Consider the following 20690-nt stretch of genomic DNA (forward strand, 5'->3'; position numbering starts at 1 on the left):
CGTCTCGTTTGCGCTGGAAGCCAAGGATATTCCACGCGTTACATGTGCGCGCTCTGTCCACTGTCGACGCTGGTTGGCGGTACCCGAGCTGGGTAAGCTCGCACAATCTTCGGCCTGGTTGAGTGAGTAGGTGACCATGGGTGCAAAAGAGCAGGAACTAGTTCCGCTGCACGCCGCTTTCGACGTTGTGTACCGAGGTTTTCATCGACGTCAGGTCATCGAGCACATCGAGAATCTCGAGGAGCAGCTGCGCTTCACGAGCCTCGACCGGGCGGAGGCGCTGGCACAGGCCGCCGATTTGCGCAAGCTGCTGGAAATGACGCGCCGGGACCTGGAGGAGGCGCGCGCCCGCATCGAGCGCCTGGAATCCACCTCCGGCACGCACGCGGGCGCCACCGAACGGATGCACCGCATGCTCCGCCTCGCCGAGGACGAGGCAGCGGAGATGCACCTGCAGGCCGAACGCGAGTGCGCCGATCTCCGTGCGCGGACCGACGTCGAGGTCGCCGCGTTGCGAGCCGACGCCGAACGCGAGGCGGCGGCAATGCGCTCGGAGGCCGAGTCCGAGCTCTACGCGACCCGTCAGGACTGCGCCAACCGCGCCGCGGCGATGGAGCGGCGCGAGCTGGAGATGGAACGCCGCTGCTCCGACCTCGAGGCGCAGCACCGTCAGCGCGCGGACGAGGTGGAGCGCGAGTGCGCCGCCGCGATGGCTCTCGCCCAGTCCGACGCCGACCGGCTGCTGCGTGAGACCGCTCTCCAGTGCAACGCCCTGGAGGCCGACTCCGAGCGCAAGCGGGAGAAGGCCCAGCAGTTCTTCGAGCTCACCATGACCCGGCGCCGCAACGAGGCCGCACAGCACCTGCAGGAGCAGGAGGCACTCGCCAAGGCGCGGGCGGAGTTCGTGGTGAAGGTGGCCTGCCGCGAGGCCAGCCGCCGCCTGGCCGAGGTCGCGCAACGGACCGACGAGCTGCACGAGCTGAGGCGCACCGTCCACACGCAACTCGCCGCGGCACGTGCGGCCCTGTCCGTCGCCGCCGACCGCGTTGCACCGGTGCATATCCCGGAACAGGTGGCCGCGTCGTGAAGCGCTGGGTGCCGCTGGCCGTCGGGGCGCTGATGGTGCCCGCGTCGGTGACGGCGTTCGGCTTCTCCGTGTACGGAGACGAACTGGAGACGGCGCTGTCGTCGTCGCCCGCCGCACCCGCCGTTCTCGCCGGCCCGGTGCCGGTCGAGGACTTCATCGCGCCGTTGCGGATGCAGCCGCCCGCTCCGCTGGTGGTGCCCGCGGCCGTCGCGCAGCAGCACGTGCGCGAGCTGTTCTCGTCGCACGCCGTCAAGGGCATCACGTTCGCGCCGGGCACCGCGTCGCTGGTGGGCCGCGGCGAGGACGTGCGCAGGAGCCTGGCCAGCGTGCTGCGCAACGTCACCGGCTCCGTGACGCTGGTGGCGCACGCCTGGAACGGCGAGACGGCGTCGCACCGCTGCGACGTGCTCGCCATGGAGCGGGCCGGCCTGGTGCGGCAGTACCTGGCCGAGCAGGGAGTCGACAGCGTCATCACCACTCGGGTGATCGTGGATCCCGTCTGGGGGCCGCCCTCTGACGGCGGACCTCAGGTCGACGTCCTCGTCGCATAGGACGTCCTCGTCGTCTAGGTAGGAGCCGTTCGCATGGCAGGGGCCGTCGGGATCGTCTTCGGGTTGTGCGTGCTGTCCTTCACGTTAGGGGCGGCCCTCATGTACGTGGTGCTGAGACGCCGCGAGGACGCCGGTGCTTCCCCGGCCTCCGCTGCTGCTGACGAGCCGGCTGATCGGGTGCGGGTGGAGAAGCCCGCCGTCGAGCCGGTCGACTACGACTACGACTCGCGGCCGATCCACCGCAACCCGGTGGTGGGGTTGCCGCAGCTGGAGCCTGCGCTGGCGGTGCTGGCCGTGCCGGTGGCGGAGGCCGAGCCTGTCGCGGAGGCTGAGCCCGTCGCGGAGGCTGAGCCTGTCGCGGAGGCTGAGCCTGTTGCGGAGGCCGCGCTAGCCGCGGAGCCTGCGCTGGTTGCGGAACCCGTGTCGGCTGCGGAACCCGTCGCGGCTGAAGAGCCGGAGCCTGTCGCGGAACTGGAGCCGGTCACGGAGCGAGGGCCGGTCACGGAGCGAGAGCCGGTTGTGGAACCGGAGCCGGTCGCCCAGGCAGAGCCTGAGGTTGTCGAGGAGCCCGTCGAGGAGCCCGAGATTGTCGGTGCTGACGGATACGATCGGGATGGGGACTTCGCGCCCCCCTTGGGGGAAATCGAAGCCCCCGAATCGATCGTAGCGGCGAGCACCGACAGTTCTGAGGCTGTCGAGGAGCCCGAGCCGGAACCCGCGCCGGAAGCGATCGTCGAAGCCACGTTGCCACCACCCGCCGCACCCCAGCCAATGGAACACATGACGTGGGTGGAGCGCGAAGACTTCCGGCAGCGCTACCTCCCGACGTTCGAAGAGGTGCGTCGCAATGCGGGCAGCAACTAGCCCGGCGTCCGAAAATCATCGGTTCATGTCCGAAACTCGCCGGACATGTATCGGTGTCCGCTGATATCACTTCGATCATGACTTCCAGCACCGACCGCACGCAGCTCTTCCACGCCCTTCACCAGCCGGGCCCGCTCACCCTTCCCAACGCCTGGGACGTCGCCTCCGCCCTCATCGTCGAAGCCGCCGGCGCCAAGGCCGTCGCCACCACGAGCGCCGGTGTGGCGTGGAGTCTCGGCGCCCCGGACGGCGACGCGCTGAGCCGCGACCTCGCGATCGACCTCGTCGCGAGGATCGCGAAGGCGGTCAGGGTTCCGGTGACCGCGGACATCGAGTCCGGCTTCGGCAAGAACGCGGACGAGGTCGGCGAGACCGTGCGGGCCGTCAGCGAGGCGGGCGCGTCCGGCGTCAACATCGAAGACGGGCACGGAGGCTCCGTGCGTGACGCGCAGGAGCAGAAGGAACGTCTTGCGGCGGCCAGGGAAGCGGCCCCGGAGCTCTACATCAACGCCAGGATCGACGTGTACCTGCGCGGGGTCGGCGACCCGGCGGACCGCCTGCAGGTCACCCTCGACCGCGCCAGGACGTACCTCGAGGCGGGGGCGAGCGGCATCTTCGTGCCCGGTGTGACCGACCTGGGCATCGTGCGGGAGCTGGCGAACGGCATCGACGCGCCGCTCAACGTGCTGGCCGGCCCTGGTGCGCCCGCGGTGGGTGAACTGGCGGGCGCGGGCGCGGCCAGGATCAGCGTCGGCACCGCGCTTCCGGAGATCGCCTATGCGGCGGCCAGGAAGGTGGCGCTGGAAGTGCTGACGAAGGGCACCTACAGCAGTGCTGAAGGTGGCATCGAATACGGCGAGCTGAACGCTCTCTTCGGCAACTAGTGCTTCTTGCCGCGGAACTTGCGCAGCAGCTGTTCGGCCTGCGCGCGCTTGCGCGGGTCGTTGGCCACCTGGCGTGCCTTGGTCTTCAGTCGCTGGCCCTGCGGACTGCGCAGGAACCTGGTGATCTTGTCCATGAACGAGGCCATCGGTCCTCCCGGGGTCCGTTACGTCCAGTTCAACGGACGGAACAGCACTCCGAGTTCCCGATGATCAGACCGGCGAAACTGTGATGCCCAGCGCACCGGGGCCCACGTGGGCGCCGATCGCCGAGCTGACCTGCGTCAACATGAACTGGCGGACGTTGGGCACGCCGCGACGGAGCTTGCGCAGCAGCCGGGAGGCCTTCTCCTCGGCGTCGAAGTGCTCGACCGCCACGTCCACGGTCTCGGTGCCCGCGCGCTTGATCGCGATGTCCAGCATCCGGTTGAGCGCGCGGTCGGCGCCCATCACGCGGTCCAGCGGCGTGATCTGGCCGTCGGCCATGGTCAGCAGCGGCTTCATCGACAGCGCGGAGCCGACCAGTGCGGCGGCGGCACCGATGCGGCCGCCGCGGCGCAGGTACTCGAGCGTGTCCACGTAGATCAGCTCGGTGGACCTGTCGAACCGGCGCTGGGCGGTCGTGAGCACTCTCTCCGCGCTGCCACCCGCTTCCGCGATCTTCGCGGCGGCCTGGACGGCGTAGCCGATGCTCATCCCGCAGGTGTGGGTGTCGACGACGTGCACGGGCACGCGCACCTGGGCGGCCGCGGTGCGGGCGGCCTCGACGGTCGCGGACTGGCGGCTCGACACGTGCACGGACACGATCGAGCGCACGCCCTGCGCGGCCAGTTCGTTGTACGTCCAGAAGAACGCACCGGGGTCGGGCGGGATCGTGGCCACCGGCACGTTCGAACGCATGGCCGAAACCAGCTCGGGGACCGGGATGCGGGACTCGTCATCGGTGTGGTCGCCGATCCGCACCTGGATCTGGACGACCTCGATCCCGAGTTGATCAGTCATCTGCGCCGGGAGGCAGGCCGTGGAATCGGTCACAACTGCTACTCGCCGGTACATGTCCGCGCAGTTTAGTCGCCCGAATGGGTTAGGTCTCAAAAGGTGGCGTTAACGGGTGATAACCGTCACGCTTGCGGGGTGCTTGCTGCCGTTTGCAGGGGTGCTACTGGCGGGTAACATCCGGGTGATGGCAGGGTCGTGAACACCCGGCGGCGCAGTCCTACAGTCCTCTGCGTAAGCGTCGCCGCCCGTCCGCAGGAGGTCGAAGAGGACCTATGAACATTGTTGTCCTGGTCAAGCAGGTGCCTGACACCTGGTCCGAGCGCAAGCTCACCGACGCCGACCACACCCTTGACCGCGAATCCGCGGATGCCGTGCTCGACGAGATCAACGAGCGCGCCGTCGAAGAGGCGCTGCAGCTGCAGGAAGCGCACGGCGGTGAGGTCACCGTCATCGCGATGGGCCCCGACCGCGCCACCGACGCCATCCGCAAGGCGCTGTCCATGGGTGCCGACAAGGCGATCCATGTGAGCGACGAGGCGCTGCACGGCTCGGATTCGCTGGCCACGGCGAAGGTCCTCGCGAAGGCGATCGGCACGGTCGAGAACGTCGACCTGGTCATCGCCGGCAACGAGGCGACCGACGGCCGCGCGGGCGCTGTCCCGGCCATGGTCGCCGAGCTGCTCGGCCTGCCGCAGGTCACCCAGCTGCGCAAGGTCACCGTCGAGGGCACGACGATCAAGGGCGAGCGCGAGACCGACGAGGGCGTCGCGTTCCTCGAGGCGTCGCTCCCGGCCGTCGTCAGCGTGACCGAGAAGATCAACGAGCCGCGTTACCCGTCCTTCAAGGGCATCATGGCCGCGAAGAAGAAGCCCGTCTCCACGGTCACCGTGGCGGACCTGGGCGTCGACGCGTCCGAGGTCGGCCTGTCCGGTGCGTGGACCCAGGTGCTTGAGGCGGCCCCGAAGCCGCCGCGCAGCGCGGGTCAGCGCGTCGAGGACGGTGGCGACGGCGGCGCGAAGATCGCCGAGTTCCTCGTCGGCCAGAAGCTCATCTGAGAAGGATTGGGAGGGAAGAAGAATGTCTGAAGTCCTGGTCCTGGTCGACCACGTCGACGGCGAGGTCAAGAAGGTCAGCTACGAGCTGCTGACGGCCGCGCGTCGTCTCGGCACGCCGGCCGCCGTGGTCGTGGGCGCGCCCGGCACCGCGTCGAAGATCCGCGAGTCGCTCGGCCGCTACGGCGCCGCGAAGGTCTACGCCGTCGAGTCCGACGACGCCGTCAGCTTCCTGGTGACGCCGAAGGTCGACGCCCTGGCCGCCCTCGCCCCGAACGCGTCCGCGGTGCTCGTCTCCGCGACCGTCGAGGGCAAGGAGGTCGCTGGCCGTCTCGCCGTGCGCATCGACTCCGGCTGGCTGGTCGACGTCGTGGACGTCGAGGCCGACGGCACCGGTGTGCAGTCCATCTTCGGTGGCGCGTTCGTCGTCAAGGCGAAGGTCAGCAAGGGCACCCCGATCATCAGCGTCCGCCCCGGCGGCGTCGAGGCCGAGGAGTCGGCCGCGGACGCCGTGCTGGACGAGTCGGTCTCCATCTCCGTGGACACCGCGAAGGCCGCCCGCGTGACCTCGCGCGAGGCCGTCGTCGGTGGCGACCGCCCGGAGCTCACCGAGGCCTCGGTCGTCGTCTCCGGTGGCCGTGGCGTCGGCTCGGCGGAGAAGTTCTCCGTCGTCGAGGAGCTGGCCGACTCGCTCGGTGCCGCCGTCGGTGCCTCGCGCGCCGCGGTCGACTCCGGCTACTACCCGCACCAGTTCCAGGTCGGCCAGACCGGTAAGACGGTCTCGCCGCAGCTGTACGTGGCGCTGGGCATCTCCGGTGCCATCCAGCACCGTGCGGGCATGCAGACCTCGAAGACGATCGTCGCGGTCAACAAGGACCCCGAGGCCCCGATCTTCGAGATCGCCGACTTCGGTGTCGTGGGCGACCTGTTCAACGTCGCGCCGCAGCTGACAGAAGAGGTCAAGAAGCGCAAGGGCTGAGCACTGCCGCTCGATGGGCCGTCCCGTTCATTCACGGGGCGGCCCGTTCGCGTTAACGGGACCACCGGTGGTTAACCCGACTGCCACTGACCGGTCATCGTTCCGACCTGCTGTCATTCGCCGACACGGCTTCACCCTGGTTCGCATGACGCAGCCGGAACTGCTTGTCAGCACCCCTGTCCAGCAGGACGGGAACGCTCCTCGCTACTCCCTCCTCGTCGCCCGCGACAGCGCCGAGGTCGTCGCCGCGCAGAGACTGCGCCACGAGGTGTTCGCCGGCGAGATGGGGGCGACGCTGCACACCAGCGTGCCCGGTCACGACGTCGACGAGTTCGATGAGCACTGCGACCACCTCGTCGTCCGCGACGACCGCACCGGCGAGATCGTCGGCGGTTACCGCATGCTGCCGCCCGAGCGCGCGAAGGAAGCCGGCCGGCTCTACAGCGACGGCGAGTTCGACCTCGCCAACCTGAAGGACATCCGGCACACCACGGTCGAGACCGGGCGCTCCTGCGTGCACCCCGATCACCGCAACGGCGCCGTCGTCAGCCTCGTGTGGGCGGGCATCGCGCGGTACATGCTGCTGAGCGGGCACAAGTGGCTCGTCGGGTGCGCGTCCATCCCGCTGCAGGACGGCGGCAGCTTTGCCGCCGGGGTGTGGGACACCGTGCACGCCAAGCACTACGCGCCAGAGCAGTACCGCGTCACGCCGCACAACCCGTGGGACGTCGACCGGATCGCGCGGCCTGGCAAGACCGCGCTGCCGCCGCTGCTGAAGGGCTATCTGCGCCTCGGTGCGTGGGTCTGCGGCCGGCCCGCGCTCGACGCCGACTTCGGGGTCGCGGACCTCTTCATCCTGCTCGGCATGGACCACGTGGACCAGCGCTACCTCAAGTTCTTCCTGGGGGAGACGGCATGAGTCACGCCTGGATGCCCACGTCGCCCTGCGGTGACGGCTGCGTCAGCACGTCTGCGCACCACGTCAGCCCGATCAGACAGGCCTGGCGTGCTTTCACCGCTGTCACCGCGATCCTGTGCGGCGCGGCGATCGCGATCGCGCTCCTGCTGCCGCGCAAGCAGCGGGAGAGCGCGATTCGCCTGTGGTTCCACGCCGTCCTGCGCGCGTTCGGCGTCAAGCTCCAGGTCCACGGCGCCAGGAAGTTCCAAGCCATGCCGGAACGCGGCGTGCTCGTGGCGAGCAACCACGTGTCCTGGCTGGACGAGCTCGCGATCGACTCGGTGCAGCCGATCCGGATCGTGGCCAAGAAGGACCTCAAGAGCTGGCCGGTCCTCGGCAGGCTCATCACGGCGGCGGGCACCGTCTACCTGGACCGCGAGAAGCTCCGCGAGCTGCCCAAGGCGGTCGAGGAGCTGGCGACCACCCTGCGCAACGGCAGCGCCGTCGGCATCCACGCCGAGGGCACGACGTGGTGCGGGCTCGCGTCCGGGCGCTACAAGCCCGCGCTGTTCCAGGCCGCGCTCGACGCCGGTGTGCCGGTGCGGCCGATCGTGCTGCGCTACCGGATCGGCGATCACCTGACGACGCAGCCGGCGTTCGTGGGCAGCGACACGCTGATCGACTCCATCCGGCGCGTGCTCAGGATGAAAGGCCTGGTCGTCGAGGTCCACGTGCTCGACGAGATCGCTCCCGGCCGCGCGGCGAACCGCAGGGAGCTCGCGAAACTTGCCGAGGAACAAGCAAACCGCTTGACCTCGACCGAACTGGAGATAGCACCATCAACGGGTGACTCTCACCGCGCCCGCACCGTCTCGCCTCTGGTCGCCTGACCGCCGCTGGCCCACGACGGGCATCCTCCTGCTGGTCACGCTCGTCGCCTTCGAGGTGATGGGCGTCGGCACGGCGATGCCCACCATGGTCCGCGAACTCGAGGGCGAAGCGCTGTACGCGTGGCCGTTCCTGGCGAACCTCGCGGCGAGCGTCATCGCGACGGTCTTCTCCGGGCGGCTCTCCGACCGGCGCGGACCGAAGCCCTCGGTGCTGATCGGCGTCAGCCTCTTCCTGGCCGGACTCGTCGTCGCGGGCGTCGCCGAGACCATGACCGTGCTGCTCGTCGGGCGCGTGCTGCAGGGCTTCGGCGTGGGCTTCCTGATCGTCGCGATCTACGTGCTGATCGCGCTCGCTTATCCCGAGAGCGACCGGCCCGCGGTGTTCGGCGCGCTGTCTGCGGCCTGGGTGGTGCCGTCACTGGTGGGTCCGGCGGTGGCGGGCTGGGCGACCGAGCACCTGAGCTGGCGGCTGGTCTTCCTCGCGATCATCCCGCTCGTGTTGATCGGCAGCGTGCTGCTCGTTCCGGTGCTCAAGGGCCTGCCTCCGCACGACGCGGCGCCGCCGCAGCGCAAGTACCTGCCGCTCGCCGCGGTGGCGGTCGGTGTCGGTGTGGCGAGCCTGAGCTGGGCGTTGCAGCACCGCACGTGGTGGCTGCTCGCGGTGGCGTTGCTGCTGCTGGCGCCCGCACTGCGCATCCTGCTGCCGAAGGGCACCCTGCTCGCCCGGCGCGGTCTGCCCGTCACGATCCTCGCGCGCGGCCTGCTGGCCGGCACGTTCTTCGCGGTCGAGGGCTTCATCCCGCTCACGCTGACCGTCGTGCACGGCTACTCGCCCCTGGAGGCGGGCATCCCGCTGACGCTGAGCGCGCTCGGCTGGGCCAGCGCGTCGATGTGGGCGTCGCGGCACCCGGAGATCCAGCGCTACACGCTGGTGCGGGTCGGCTTCCTGTTCACCGCGACGGGCATGGCGGCCGTGACGCTCATCGCACCGTCGTGGGGCCCTGCCTGGCTGACGCCGGTCCTGTGGGCCCTCGCGGGCGCGGGCATGGGCATGGCGACCTCCAGCGTCGGCGTGCTGATGATGGCGGCGTCTCCCGAGGAGGACCGCGGTTTCAACTCCGCCGCACTGCAGATCTCGGACATGCTCTTCGCGGCGACCATGATCGGCATCGGCGGTGTGCTGGTGGTGGCGACCGCGCCGACCGCGGGCGTGGTGGTGCTGAACCTGTCGATGGCGGCGTTGGCCGTGGTGGGAGCGATTCTGACCGGGCCCCGCATGCGGGCTACCCTTGAGCCCTGATGGCTTATCTCGACCACGCTGCCACGACCCCGATGCACCCCGAGGCGGTCGCGGCCATGACCGAGGCGTTGTCCACCACGGGCAACGCCTCGTCGCTGCACACCTCCGGCAGGCGGGCGCGGCGTGCGATCGAAGAGGCCCGCGAGACCATCGCCGACGCCCTGGGCGCCCGGCCGTCCGAGGTGCTGTTCACCGGTGGCGGCACGGAGAGCGACAACCTCGCGGTCAAGGGCATCTACTGGGCGAGCGGCAAGCGTCGTGTCCTGGCCTCGGCCGTCGAGCACCACGCGGTGCTGGACGCCGTCGAGTGGCTGGAGCGGCAGGGCGCCGAGGTCACCTGGCTGCCGACGGACCGCTTCGGCCGGGTGTCCGCGGAGTCGGTCGCCGGGGCCCTGGACGACGACGTAGCGCTCGTCACGACGATGTGGGCGAACAACGAGGTCGGCACCATCAATTCGGTGCACGACATCGCTCGCGTCTGTGCTGAGCGTGGTGTGCCGTTCCACACGGACGCGGTGCAGGCCGTGGGCGCTGTCCCGGTCGACTTCGCTGCTTCCGGCGCCTCCGCGCTGACCATGACCGGCCACAAGGTCGGCGGCCCGTACGGCGTCGGCGTGCTGCTGCTGGCGCGCGACGTGAAGTGCGCGCCGTTGCTGCACGGCGGCGGCCAGGAGCGGGACGTGCGGTCCGGCACGCTGGACGTGCCGTCGATCGTCGGCCTCGCGCGGGCCGTGCGGATCGCGGTGGACGAGCAGGAGCAGCGCGCGCGTGAGCTCACCGCACTGCGCGAGGAGTTGATCTCGTCGGTGCGCGCGGTGGTGCCGGACGTGATCGTCAACGGCGACCCGGACGACCGGCTGCCCGGCAACGCGCACCTGACGTTCCCCGGCTGCGAGGGCGACAGTCTGCTGATGCTGCTGGACGCGCGCGGTGTCGAGTGCTCGACGGGTTCCGCGTGCACGGCGGGTGTGGCGCAGCCTTCGCACGTGCTGCTGGCGATGGGTGTGGAGCCGTCCCTGGCGCGCGGTTCGTTGCGGTTCTCGCTCGGGCATACGTCGACGCGCGCGGACGTTGAAAAGCTCGCGTCGGTCATCGGCCCGGTGGTCGAGCGCGCGCGTACGGCAGGTTTGGCAGGCATGAGGCGTTCCCGGAAGGTGGTCAAGCAGTGAAGGTCCTCGCGGCGATGAGCGGTGGTGTCGACTCCGCGGTGGCGGCGGCACGCGCCGTCGAAGCGGGACACGACGTGACGGGCGTGCACCTGGCGTTGTCGGCCAAGCCCGGCACGCTGCGCACGGGCGCCCGCGGCTGCTGCACGATCGAAGACGCCCACGACGCCCGCCGCGCGGCCGACCTGATGGGCATCCCGTTCTACGTCTGGGACTTCGCCGAGCGCTTCACCGAGGAGGTCGTGGAGGACTTCGTCGCGGAGTACGCGGCGGGCCGCACGCCGAACCCGTGCCTGCGCTGCAACGAGCGGATCAAGTTCGAGGCGTTGCTGGACAAGGCGATCGCGCTGGGCTTCGACGCCGTCTGCACCGGCCACTACGCACGGCTCGCCGTCGTGGACGGCCGGCCAGAGCTGCGTCGCTCCGCCGACCTGGGCAAGGACCAGTCCTACGTCCTGGCGTCGCTGACCGCGGACCAGCTCGTGCACGCGATGTTCCCGTTGGGGGACACCACGAAGGAGCTCGTTCGCGAGGAGGCCGCGGCGCGCGGTCTCTCGGTCGCGAAGAAGCCGGACAGCAACGACATCTGCTTCATCCCGGACGGCGACACGCAGAAGTTCCTCGCCGGCCGCATGGAGACCAAGCCGGGCCTGCTGATCGACGACGAGACGGGCGCGGTGCTCGGCCGGCACGCGGGCGTGCACGAGTTCACCGTGGGCCAGCGCAAGGGCCTGGGAATCGACGGCCCCGCGCCAGACGGCCGTCCTCGCTACGTCCTGGCGCTGGAGCCGGTGTCCGGCAACGTCCGCGTGGGCTCGGTCGAGAAGCTCGCGGTGACCGGGATCGCCGCGTCGAACCCGATCGCGCACGTGGAGCTGGACGGGCCGGTCGAGTGCGTCGCCCAGGTGCGGGCGCACGGCGGTACGGCGCCGGCGGTCGCCGAGCTGGTCGACGGGATGCTGAGGGTGCAGCTGCGGGAGCCGCTCAAGGGTGTGGCGCCGGGGCAGGCCGTGGCGATCTACCGCGAGGACGCGGCGGGCGACGTGGTGCTGGCCAGCGCGACGATCGACGCGACCAGCTGATCCGGTTGTCGCTCGGTAGCGTCCGCGGTGTGACGTTCACCGACGCCGACAACGCCGCGCTCTACGACAGGCTGAACCCGTGGAAGGGTGCGGACGCCGACTTCTACGACCCCTTGGTCGACGAGGCGCGCGACGTGCTCGACGTCGGTTGTGGCACGGGCCAGATGCTGATCGCGGCGCGGGAGCGCGGCCATGCCGGGCGTCTCGTCGGCCTCGACCCGCACGACCCGTCGCTGGACCGGGCACGCCGGCGCACCGACGTCGAGTGGGTGCTGGCGAAGGCCGAGGACGCCCGCTGGGAGGCGGAATTCGGTCTCGCGGTCATGTCCAGCAACGCGTTCCAGTGCTTCGTGACCGACGACGAGCTGCGGAACTCGTTGCGCGCCATCAGGAAAGCGCTGCGACCCGGAGCGCGGTTCGCGTTCGACACACGAAATCCCGCCGCCCGTGAGTGGGACGCGTGGCGGGACGCGACCTTCGAGATCGACGACCTCCTGGTGAGCTACGAGGTCGAGACGGTCGAGGACGGCGTGGTGACGTTCACCGAGTCGACCTCCCGTGACGGCGATCTGCTCAGGTGCGACCGGGCCTCGTTGCGGTTCCTCGAGGTCGATGAGCTGAACGGGTTTCTCGCCGAGACCGGCTTCATGATCGAGGGGCAGTACGGCGGCTGGACGCGCGGCCCGATCACCGACCGCACCAGGTCGATCGTCACCGTGGCCGCCACTCGGAGCTGGTGACGCGCCCAGCTGGGGACGCCGACCGCTCTGCCGAGCGTGAACCACCGGCCGGCGTCCCGGCTCGCACTCCCAGCTCCACAAAGGACAGCGGCGGTCACGGCGCCGGCGGTCGCGTGCTCGGCGGGTCCGGCGGGGGCGGGGTTTCGATGCTGCTGGTGACGGACGGCGGTGGCGGCGAGAACGTCGTGGTCACCGGTGGCTCGACGACGGGCGTCGGCGGCTCGATGCGGGGCATCGCGGTGGTGGTCGCCGTGGTCGTGGTGGGTTTGGACGCCGAAGCCGGGGTGGTCGTGGGCGCGCTCGAGGAGGTGCGGCTCGGCGACGTGGCCGGGTTCTGCGGCACGGTCGCGCGAACGTTCAGCTCTGCCGGGGCGTTGGGGACGGTCGCGGTCTGGTTCGGTTCGCCCGTGGTGGTGGTGCCGGTCGAACGATCCGCCCAGGTCACGGCGGCCAGCGCGGCGACGCCGATGGCCATTATGCCGGTCGCCCCGACGATGATCTTGGGGCGCTTGCGGCCGCGCTGGCGGGGAGCGGACAGCGGCGCGGTCGTCACCACGGGGCGGGTCGGCGGGGCGGTGCGCGTGAGCACGGGGCGTGCGTCGAACGCGGCCAGCGCGGCGCCGGTCGCCACGGACGTGCTCTGGTCGGTGTCCACGGCGACCGGGCGGCCCAGTTCCATCGAGATCAGCTGTGCCACCAGCGGGATGCGGGACGAGCCGCCGACGAGCAGCACCGCGGCCAGGTCTTCCGGTTCCAGCCCTGCCGAGCGCACGGTGCGGCGCAGTGCCTCGACCGTGTCGTCCAGAGCGGGCCGGATCATCGCCTCGAACTCACCGCGCACCAGCCGGATCTGTGCGCGCGTTCCGGGCAGCAGCACCGGAATGGTGACCTCGGTGTCGGTGGACAACGCCTCCTTGGCCTCGGTGCAGTCCCTGCGCAGCCGGGCGACCGCGGCGACCGTGACCGGGTCCTCCGGGTCCAACTCGTCCACGACGTCGGTGATGCTCGCGCGGACGTGGTCGAACACGACCTCGTCGAAGTCGATGCCGCCCAGCCGTTCAATGCCTTCGGGACGGCCGAGCAGCTCGAACCCCGCGCACTCGGTGCGGCGCAGGACGGCGGCGTCGAACGTGCCGCCACCCAGGTCGTAGACGGCGATCGTGCCGCCGGGCTCGATGCGTTGCGCCGAGGCGTAGTGCACGGCGGCCGCTTCCGGTTCGGTGAGGAACACGACGTCGTCCAGGCCGGCGGCGCGCAGCCCTTCGGTGAGCCGGGCCATCTTGTGCGGGCCCCATCCGGCGGGATGGGTGATCGCGATCCGGTCCGGTGCCGCGCCCTCGCGCTCGGTCACCCGGTCGACGACCCAGCGCGCCAGGAAGCCGGTGAGCTCGTGTGCGTGCTGGGGGCTACCGGCCACCATCAGCGGGGTCGGGTCGCCGATCCGGCGCTTGAACTCGCGGATCACCCGCTCCGGGTCCGTCACCGCACGGCGTTCCGCCGCCTCCCCGACGAGCACACCGGAGTCCTCGCCGAGGTACAGAACCGAGGCGACCGACGCCGACCGGGGACTCAGTGCCACAACCTCGGCGGATGTGGACGTCCGGTGCACGGCGGCGGCGGTGAACGTCGTGCCCAGGTCAACACCCAATTGATAGACCACAGCGCGCAACATTAGCAACATTTCCGGCGGGAACTGCAATCCCCTATTTCCCCTATCTTGCCACCCCGATCCCCGTCACTCATTCGGGTGGCGCGGTATGTTCGGCATCCCCCAGCGGCCTCCCGTGGAATTCGGAGCGATCACCGATGGCAAGCTTCTGCCGCGGTCCTAGCGTTCGTGCGGTCGAGCGCGGAGTTCGGCGTGCATTCGAAGCGATCAGTGACCTAGAGGAGAAGGCAAACGCCATGACCAGCCTGCTGGAATTCATTCTCAACCTGCTCCGAGACCCGGTGGCTCAGGAGCAGTTCAAGGCAGACCCCCAGCAGGCCCTGCGCGATCACGGGTTCGACGAGGTCTGCGGGCAGGACGTGCACGACGCGTTGCCGCTGGTGGTGGACAACGTCCTGGTGAGCGGCACGGGCGGCCCGCTGCCGTCGCCACAACCGGGCGAGGACCACTTCGACATCGCGATCCGGCAGATCGACCACATCGTGAACAACTATTCCTACACCGACAGCCACGACACGCACGTGGATTATTCGGTGCACCAGACCATCTGGACCCAGGGGGACGTGAACCAGTCCTTCGACAACGACTACGGCAACGACAACGGCACCGTCAACGACAACGACACCACCAACGACAACGACACCATCAACGCGAACGACAGCACGGTTGTCGACGGTGATGCCAACGCCACCGCCACCGGCGACGCGGATCTGCAGAACTTCGGTCAGGGCGACGTCACCGGGAACTCCGGCAACAATTCCGAATCTGATTCACATGAGGTGACCCACCAGCATTCCCACACCACGATCGACGCCTCGTACCGCGAGGAGCACGAGCACAACGTCGGCATCGACCACACCGACCAGCACGGCCTGGTGAACGTCGACGACACGTTGAACGACGTCGACCTGTTGAGCCACAACGACGTCGACCTGCTCAACGGCCTGCACCTGTAGGGCACCACCGCCCGGTCCAGGTGTCACGCCTGGGCCGGGTACCGGAGCCCACGAGAAGGATTCTGTGAGGGAGTAGCACTTGTCGGTTCCCGCAGCGATCGAGGTCGTCGACCTCGCGCTCCAGGCGGCACTCGCCTACGGTCGCGCGGACTTCGGCGCCCGCCTGCGCCAGACTCGGCGCAGGCTGACCGAGGACGGCGTCCGGGTGCTCGTGGTCGGAGAGTTCAAGCAAGGCAAGAGCCATTTGGTCAACGCGCTGCTCAACGCGTCCGTGTGCCCGATCGACGACGACATCGCCACCACGGTTCCCACCATCGTGCGCTACGGGGAGGAGCCCGCGGCCGTGGTCGTGCACGAGTACGGCGGTGAGGCGCCGGCCGAGAGCAAGCCCGTCCCGGTCGACCGGCTCGCGGACTACGTCTGCGACCCCGGCAACCGGCGCGGTGTCAGCTACGCCGAGGTGGGTGTCCCCCGCACGTTGCTGGCCGGTGGGCTGGTCGTGGTGGACACGCCGAGCGTCGGCGGGCTCGCTTCCATGCGCGGTGCGGCGACCATCGCCGCGTTGCCGCTGGCCGACGCGGTGGTGTTCGTCTCGGACGCGGGCTCGGAGTTCACCGCGCCCGAACTGGACTTCCTCCGGCACGCCGCGCAGGTGTGCCCGAACATCATCTGCGCGTTGACGAAGATCGACCTCTACCCGCACTGGCGGCGCATCGCCGAGATCGACCGCCGGCACCTCGCCAACGCCGAGCTGGAGGCGGAGATCGTGCCCGTCTCGTCGACGCTGCGGCTGCACGCGGTCCGCACCAACGACCACATGCTCAACACCGAGTCCGGTTTTCCCGTGCTGATCGGGCACTTGCGCGACCGGATAGCCGGCCAGGCCGGCCAGCTCGCGTGCCGCGCCGCGGCGCAGGACGTGCTGGCGGTCACCGAGCAACTGACGACCACCATGCGGGCGCAGCTCTCGGCCTACCAGGGCGGTGACGCCTCCGCCGAGCTGATCCGCGAGCTGGAGCTGGCGCAGCTGCGGGCCGATCGGCTGCGGGAACGGTCGGCGCGCTGGCAGCAGACGCTGAGCGACGGCATCGCGGATCTGATCTCGGACATCGAGTACGACCTGCGCGACAGGATGCGGCAGATCGGCCGCGACGCCGAACGCGAGATCGACCAGGCCGATCCCGTCGCGATGGAGGACCAGTTCGCCGCCTGGCTGCAGCAGCAGGTCTCCGGTGCCGCGTCAGCGAACTTCGTGTGGGCGATGGACCGGGGACGTTGGCTCGCCGACCAGGTGGCCGACCACTTCGCCGAGGACGGTGACAAGGTGCTGCCGGACCTGCGTGACGTCGATTTCGCCAGGATGACCGGCTCCATCGATGCCATCGTGATGCCGCGCAACGAGAAGCTGAAGCTGGGCAACAAGCTCATCCTGGGCATGCGCGGCGGTTACGGCGGCACGCTGATGTTCGGCATGGCGGGCACGCTGGTGGGGATGGCGCTGCTGAACCCGTTCTCGATCGCCGCAGGCCTGCTGCTGGGCGGCCGCACGGTGCGAGAGGAACGCAAGAGATTGGTGCAGCGGCGGCAGATGGAGGCCAAGAGCGCGGTCCGCCGGCACCTGGACGACGTCGTTTTCCAGCTGGGCAAGGAGTCCAGGGACATGCTCCGCGAGGTTCAGCGCACGTTGCGCAACCACTTCACCGGTCACGCCGAGGAGCTGCAGCGGTCGGTGAACGACTCGTTGCAGGCGGCGCAGAACGCGTTGCGGGCCAACAAGGAGGAGTGCAAACGCGCGATCGCGGACCTGCAGGCCGAACTCGCCCGCATCGCCGCGCTGGAGGATCGCGCGCGTGATCTGACGGCGGGACCGCAGCTCGTGCTGAGCGAGGTGGCGCGTTGAACACGACTTCGGGACTCGGCGCGTCCGTGCGTGCCGTGATGCGCCGGGCGATCAAGGCGTATCGGGACTGCCCAGACATGGTGGCGTACCTGCAACGGCATCTGGACCGGATGAACGAGCCGCTGCGCGTCGCGATCGCGGGGCAGGTCAAGGCGGGCAAGTCGACGTTGCTGAACGCGTTGGTCGGCGAGGAGATCGCGGCCACCGACGCGGGCGAGTGCACCCGCGCCGTCACCTGGTACCGCGCCGCCGAGACACCGCGGGTCACGTTGCATCCGTCGGACGCCCCGCCCCGGCAGCTGCCGATCGACCGGCGTGACGGTGCGTTGCGCATGGACCTGGGCACGGACCGGGTTGACCGCGTGGTCGTCGACTGGCCGTCACAGCACCTGCGCACCATGACCCTGATCGACACGCCGGGCCTGCAGTCGATCTCCGCGGAGATCTCGGCACGCACGGCCGGCTTCCTGTCCGGTGACGAGGAGCCGGCGGAGGCCGACGCGGTGATCTACCTGATGCGGCACCTGCACTCGAGCAACGTGCGGTTCCTGGAGTCGTTCTACGACCGGGGCATCGCTCGTGCGACGCCGGTGAACACCATCGCGGTGCTGTCGCGGGCGGACGAGATCGGAGCGGGCCGGGTCGACGCGTTGATGTCCGCGCGGCGCATCGCACGCCGGTACGGCGCCGACGAGAAGCTGCGGTCGTTGTGTCAGACCGTCGTGCCGGTGTCCGGTTTGCTGGCGCAGGCGGGCAGGACGATGCGGCAGGCCGAGTTCGCGGCGTTCCTCGAGCTCGTGCGGGCGCGGCGATCCGATGTCGAGGCCGCGCTGCTCTCCGCCGACCGGTTCGCGCGCTACGACGGCCTGGAACCGGACGTCTGCGTCGACCTGTTGCACCGGTTCGGACTGAGCGGTGTCCGGCTGGCCGTCACGTTGGTGCGGCAGGGTTTCGACGGCGCGCCGAAGCTCGCCGCCGAACTGGTGCGGCGCAGCGGCCTCGACGAGCTGCGCGAGGTGCTCACCGCGCAGTTCACCGCTCGCGCCGAGCTGTTGAAGGCGCGGTCCGCACTGCTCGCGCTGGACGTGGTGCTCAGCAGAGCGGTCCGGCCGGAGACGCAGGCGCTGGTCGTCGAGGTGGAACGGATCGTGGCGGGTGCGCACGAGTTCGCCGAGCTGCGGCTGCTCAGCTCGTTGCGGCTGGGCTCGGTGAAGCTCCCCGCCGACGTGCTCACCGAGGCCGAGAGGTTGCTCGGCGGGCTGGGCGTGGGTTCGACGACCAGGCTGGGTCTCGGTGTGCACGCCACCATGGCCGAGCAGCGCAACGCCGCGCTGGACGCACTGAGCCGGTGGCGACGGCGCCTCGAGAACCCGCTGTCCAGCCTGGCGCTGACCGACGCGTCCCGCATCGTGATCCGCAGCTGCGAGGGCCTGCTGGCAGAGTTCGCTGACTGACGGCATCAGGCCGTCAGCAGGGTGCGGAGCTGGGTGAAGAGCTCGCTGCGGGTCGCGCAACCGAGACGGCGGCGCATCTTCGCCACGTGGTGTTCGACGGTCTTGGCGGAGATGAACAGTCGTTCGCCGATCTGTTTGTACGTCAGACCGCTCACGACCAGCTCCGCGACCTCGCGCTCACGGCCGCTGAGCGGCGTGCCGAGAAGTTCGGTCGCCACCTGGGTCTGCGCGGGTGTGTCCACAGAGGTCAGCTCACGCGCGAGCGCCAGCAGCGAGCTCATCGCGGCCCGGTCGCGGCAGCGGATCGCGGCCTGCCCGGCCAGCCGCGCACCCTCCCAGGACTGTCCGGCCGCCCACAAGCCGCGGGACGCCCGCTCGACCACCGCGACGTCGATGTCGCCTGCCAGCACGCGCAGCCACGCTCGTGCCGCGTCGGCCAGCGCGGGGTGGCTGCCCGCGAACCGGGCCAGAGCGGCGGCGTGCTGGTTGGCCTCCTGCGGTGACTCGGCGACGATGGCCGCCTGCAGGCGAGCCCAGTGCAGCGGCGCCGCCCAGAACGCCGGGCGGCCCAGGTCGTCGAGCAGCCGGTCGGCATCGGCGAGGTGCGCGGCCAGCCACGCGGGCTCGCCGACGCGGGCCGCGGCGATCGCCAGTTCTCCCAGCGGCAGCAGCACGTAGAGGTCCGTGGTGTGGTGCAGCACGGCTTCCCGTGCACGGGCCCACGAGTGGGTCAGCGCCACTACGTCACCGGCACGCCGGGCGATCGCGGCGGCCAGCGCGGCCGCGAACAGCTCGTCTCGTGGTTCGAGCAGGTCGCAGGCGTCGAGCAGGGCGCGTGCCGCGGTGAGGTTGCCCTGGCGCATGACGATCCAGGCCCGCAACAGCTGATGCCGGGGCGAGAGATGTCCGCTCAGCACCGACTCGCCGATCGAGAACTCTCCGCAGTGGAGCGCCACGACAGCGGTCAGTGCCGCCGGGTCGTCGGTGAGCAGAGCGGTCTGTCCCACCGGTTCGAGCAGTGCGGCGGCACGGGCCAGCCGGGACAGCGCGGCGGCGGGGGTGCTGGTGATCGTGTCGAGAAGCCCCTGCGCCGTCAGGTGCTGGGCACCGGCGAGCAGCGTCGGTCCGGTGACCGCCGAGGCGAGCAGGTGCTGCGCCTCAGAGAGCGCGCCGACGCCGAGCAACGCGGGAACCATCACCAGGGCGTGCTCGCCCAGCGCCGGTGCACCCAGCCATCGGTAGAGATCCACGCCACGTGCCAGCATGCCCCTGCGCGCCAGCACCGCCGCCGCGACCATGACCGCGCGCGGACGGTCGGGCGCTCGCGGATCGCCGATCACCTGGTCGGTGAAGCGCAGTGCGGTGTCGAGATCACCCGCGAGCGCCGCGGCTTCCGCCTGACGGGCCGGCATCAGCGGGGTGGGTGCGGCCGCAGTGAGGCTCAGAATGGCCTGACGCGCCAGTGGAACGAGGTCACCGGCGTCCGTGAGCAGGCCGGTCGCGAACGCGCCCTCGCACGCGCTCACGCCGACCCCGGCCGCCTTGGCGAGCAGCACCTGGCGCACCTGCTCGTCGAGGCAGTCGAGGTCGTGCCGGAACTGTTCGATCACCCCGTCCGGGATCGTCTCCTGACCGACGAGCCTGCCGTCGGCGAGCCTGCCGGTCTCGTGCAGCGCGGCGACGAACCGGTCCACCAGTGACGGAATGCCGTTGGTCTGCTCGAACAGGAAGTCGGTGAGCTCGTCGCAGGGCGGGTGACCGAGCACGTCGGCCGCGCGGGCGGCCACGGCGGCTCGGTCCAGCCTGCCGAGCACCACCGGCAGACGGCACCTGCCCAGCACCGCGCCCAACGCGCTGAGCGCGGGCGGGCGTGGCCACGGCCGGTAGGCGACCACCAGGCGGTGCGTGCGGGCGACGGCCAGCCTGCGGAGCCGGTCGAGCGTCCCGTCGTCGAGCGCGTGCGCGTCGTCCACCAGCAGCGCGGTGGAAGTGTCCTCTGTGTACTCGCGCGCCACCGGGACACCGGCGTCGCGGTAGATGCGGGCGAGTGTTTCCAGCGTGGCGGTCTTACCGCAGCCACCGGGACCTGCGACGGCCGCGACCAGCGGTGCGTGCGGATCTGCGACGACGTCCCGGCAGAGCCGTTGTGCCGCGGACGGCAATGGGGTGCTCCTTCTTCTTGATCGTTTCCCCGACGGCTCTACGGATATCGGCTGTCTGCC

19 protein-coding genes are annotated in these 20690 nt (G+C 70.2%); 15 read left to right on the forward strand and 4 right to left on the reverse strand.

Annotated elements, in window-relative coordinates; translation table 11 throughout:
- Window positions 1-136: 136 nt before the first annotated feature.
- The 4 genes from C8D87_RS38065 to C8D87_RS38080 all read left to right on the forward strand — a co-directional run bounded on the left by C8D87_RS38065 (window position 137) and on the right by C8D87_RS38080 (window position 3386).
- On the forward strand, window positions 137-1087 hold the full coding sequence (locus tag C8D87_RS38065; protein WP_146771999.1) for a coiled-coil domain-containing protein: 951 nt from the start codon (window positions 137-139) through the stop codon (window positions 1085-1087).
- The gene (locus C8D87_RS38070; RefSeq protein ID WP_109634405.1) at window positions 1084-1638 is read left to right on the forward strand and encodes an OmpA family protein; all 555 of its coding nucleotides are present in this window, start codon (window positions 1084-1086) and stop codon (window positions 1636-1638) included. The genes C8D87_RS38065 and C8D87_RS38070 overlap by 4 nt, the downstream gene beginning before the upstream one ends.
- 33 nt (window positions 1639-1671) lie before the next feature.
- Window positions 1672-2502 carry a hypothetical protein gene (locus C8D87_RS47245; RefSeq protein ID WP_215732601.1) on the forward strand — a complete coding sequence of 277 codons (831 nt, stop codon included), beginning with the start codon at window positions 1672-1674 and terminating at the stop codon, window positions 2500-2502.
- Between the two features lie 77 nt (window positions 2503-2579).
- Window positions 2580-3386 (forward strand): isocitrate lyase/PEP mutase family protein, encoded by an 807-nt coding sequence (locus C8D87_RS38080; RefSeq protein WP_112230842.1) that lies wholly within the window; start codon window positions 2580-2582, stop codon window positions 3384-3386.
- Here the strand turns inward: C8D87_RS38080 and C8D87_RS46475 are convergent.
- Window positions 3383-3532, reverse strand: coding sequence for a hypothetical protein (locus tag C8D87_RS46475; RefSeq protein ID WP_170154831.1), 150 nt, complete (start codon window positions 3530-3532; stop codon window positions 3383-3385). The two genes, C8D87_RS38080 and C8D87_RS46475, sit on opposite strands and share 4 nt — an antisense overlap.
- A gap of 64 nt (window positions 3533-3596) precedes the next feature.
- Window positions 3597-4439 (reverse strand): DegV family protein, encoded by an 843-nt coding sequence (locus C8D87_RS38085; protein ID WP_109634400.1) that lies wholly within the window; start codon window positions 4437-4439, stop codon window positions 3597-3599.
- A 215-nt stretch (window positions 4440-4654) separates the two neighbouring features.
- Between C8D87_RS38085 and C8D87_RS38090 the strand changes: the two genes are divergently transcribed.
- The 8 genes from C8D87_RS38090 (at window position 4655) to C8D87_RS38125 (ending at window position 12489) form a co-directional block, all read left to right on the forward strand.
- A complete protein-coding gene (locus tag C8D87_RS38090; protein WP_109634397.1) occupies window positions 4655-5437 on the forward strand; it encodes an electron transfer flavoprotein subunit beta/FixA family protein in 783 nt (260 codons plus the stop codon).
- A gap of 22 nt (window positions 5438-5459) precedes the next feature.
- A complete protein-coding gene (locus tag C8D87_RS38095) occupies window positions 5460-6413 on the forward strand; it encodes an electron transfer flavoprotein subunit alpha/FixB family protein (protein ID WP_112230844.1) in 954 nt (317 codons plus the stop codon).
- A 145-nt stretch (window positions 6414-6558) separates the two neighbouring features.
- Entirely contained in the window at window positions 6559-7332 is a 774-nt protein-coding gene (locus tag C8D87_RS38100; protein ID WP_109634392.1) for a GNAT family N-acetyltransferase, read from the forward strand.
- The gene (locus C8D87_RS38105; RefSeq protein WP_112230846.1) at window positions 7329-8201 is read left to right on the forward strand and encodes a lysophospholipid acyltransferase family protein; all 873 of its coding nucleotides are present in this window, start codon (window positions 7329-7331) and stop codon (window positions 8199-8201) included. Before C8D87_RS38100 ends, C8D87_RS38105 begins: the two co-directional genes overlap by 4 nt.
- A complete protein-coding gene (locus tag C8D87_RS38110; protein WP_112230848.1) occupies window positions 8158-9501 on the forward strand; it encodes an MFS transporter in 1344 nt (447 codons plus the stop codon). The genes C8D87_RS38105 and C8D87_RS38110 overlap by 44 nt, the downstream gene beginning before the upstream one ends.
- Complete coding sequence (locus tag C8D87_RS38115) at window positions 9501-10670, forward strand: cysteine desulfurase family protein (protein ID WP_112230850.1); 1170 nt, start codon at window positions 9501-9503, stop codon at window positions 10668-10670. The genes C8D87_RS38110 and C8D87_RS38115 overlap by 1 nt, the downstream gene beginning before the upstream one ends.
- Window positions 10667-11749 carry a tRNA 2-thiouridine(34) synthase MnmA gene (gene mnmA / locus C8D87_RS38120; protein WP_112230852.1) on the forward strand — a complete coding sequence of 361 codons (1083 nt, stop codon included), beginning with the start codon at window positions 10667-10669 and terminating at the stop codon, window positions 11747-11749. The genes C8D87_RS38115 and mnmA overlap by 4 nt, the downstream gene beginning before the upstream one ends.
- Before the next feature lie 29 nt (window positions 11750-11778).
- Window positions 11779-12489, forward strand: a complete 711-nt coding sequence (locus C8D87_RS38125; RefSeq protein ID WP_112230854.1) for a class I SAM-dependent methyltransferase — start codon at window positions 11779-11781, stop codon at window positions 12487-12489.
- A 94-nt stretch (window positions 12490-12583) separates the two neighbouring features.
- Here C8D87_RS38125 and C8D87_RS38130 read toward each other — a convergent pair whose 3' ends face one another.
- Window positions 12584-14149 carry an Hsp70 family protein gene (locus C8D87_RS38130; protein WP_112230948.1) on the reverse strand — a complete coding sequence of 522 codons (1566 nt, stop codon included), beginning with the start codon at window positions 14147-14149 and terminating at the stop codon, window positions 12584-12586.
- 245 nt (window positions 14150-14394) lie between these two features.
- On the opposite strand from C8D87_RS38130, the gene C8D87_RS46480 reads away from it, so the two are divergent.
- The 3 genes from C8D87_RS46480 to C8D87_RS38145 all read left to right on the forward strand — a co-directional run bounded on the left by C8D87_RS46480 (window position 14395) and on the right by C8D87_RS38145 (window position 18468).
- Window positions 14395-15114 (forward strand): IniB N-terminal domain-containing protein, encoded by a 720-nt coding sequence (locus tag C8D87_RS46480; protein ID WP_112230856.1) that lies wholly within the window; start codon window positions 14395-14397, stop codon window positions 15112-15114.
- 79 nt (window positions 15115-15193) lie between these two features.
- The gene (locus C8D87_RS38140; protein ID WP_112230858.1) at window positions 15194-17014 is read left to right on the forward strand and encodes a dynamin family protein; all 1821 of its coding nucleotides are present in this window, start codon (window positions 15194-15196) and stop codon (window positions 17012-17014) included.
- Window positions 17011-18468, forward strand: a complete 1458-nt coding sequence (locus C8D87_RS38145) for a dynamin family protein (RefSeq protein WP_233442484.1) — start codon at window positions 17011-17013, stop codon at window positions 18466-18468. The genes C8D87_RS38140 and C8D87_RS38145 overlap by 4 nt, the downstream gene beginning before the upstream one ends.
- Window positions 18469-18473: 5 nt before the next feature.
- Here the strand turns inward: C8D87_RS38145 and C8D87_RS38150 are convergent, their stop codons facing one another.
- A complete protein-coding gene (locus tag C8D87_RS38150; RefSeq protein ID WP_112230860.1) occupies window positions 18474-20630 on the reverse strand; it encodes a LuxR family transcriptional regulator in 2157 nt (718 codons plus the stop codon).
- Window positions 20631-20690: the final 60 nt, after the last annotated feature.

This window comes from Lentzea atacamensis (assembly GCF_003269295.1).
GTDB classification, from domain to species: Bacteria; Actinomycetota; Actinomycetes; order Mycobacteriales; family Pseudonocardiaceae; genus Lentzea; species Lentzea atacamensis.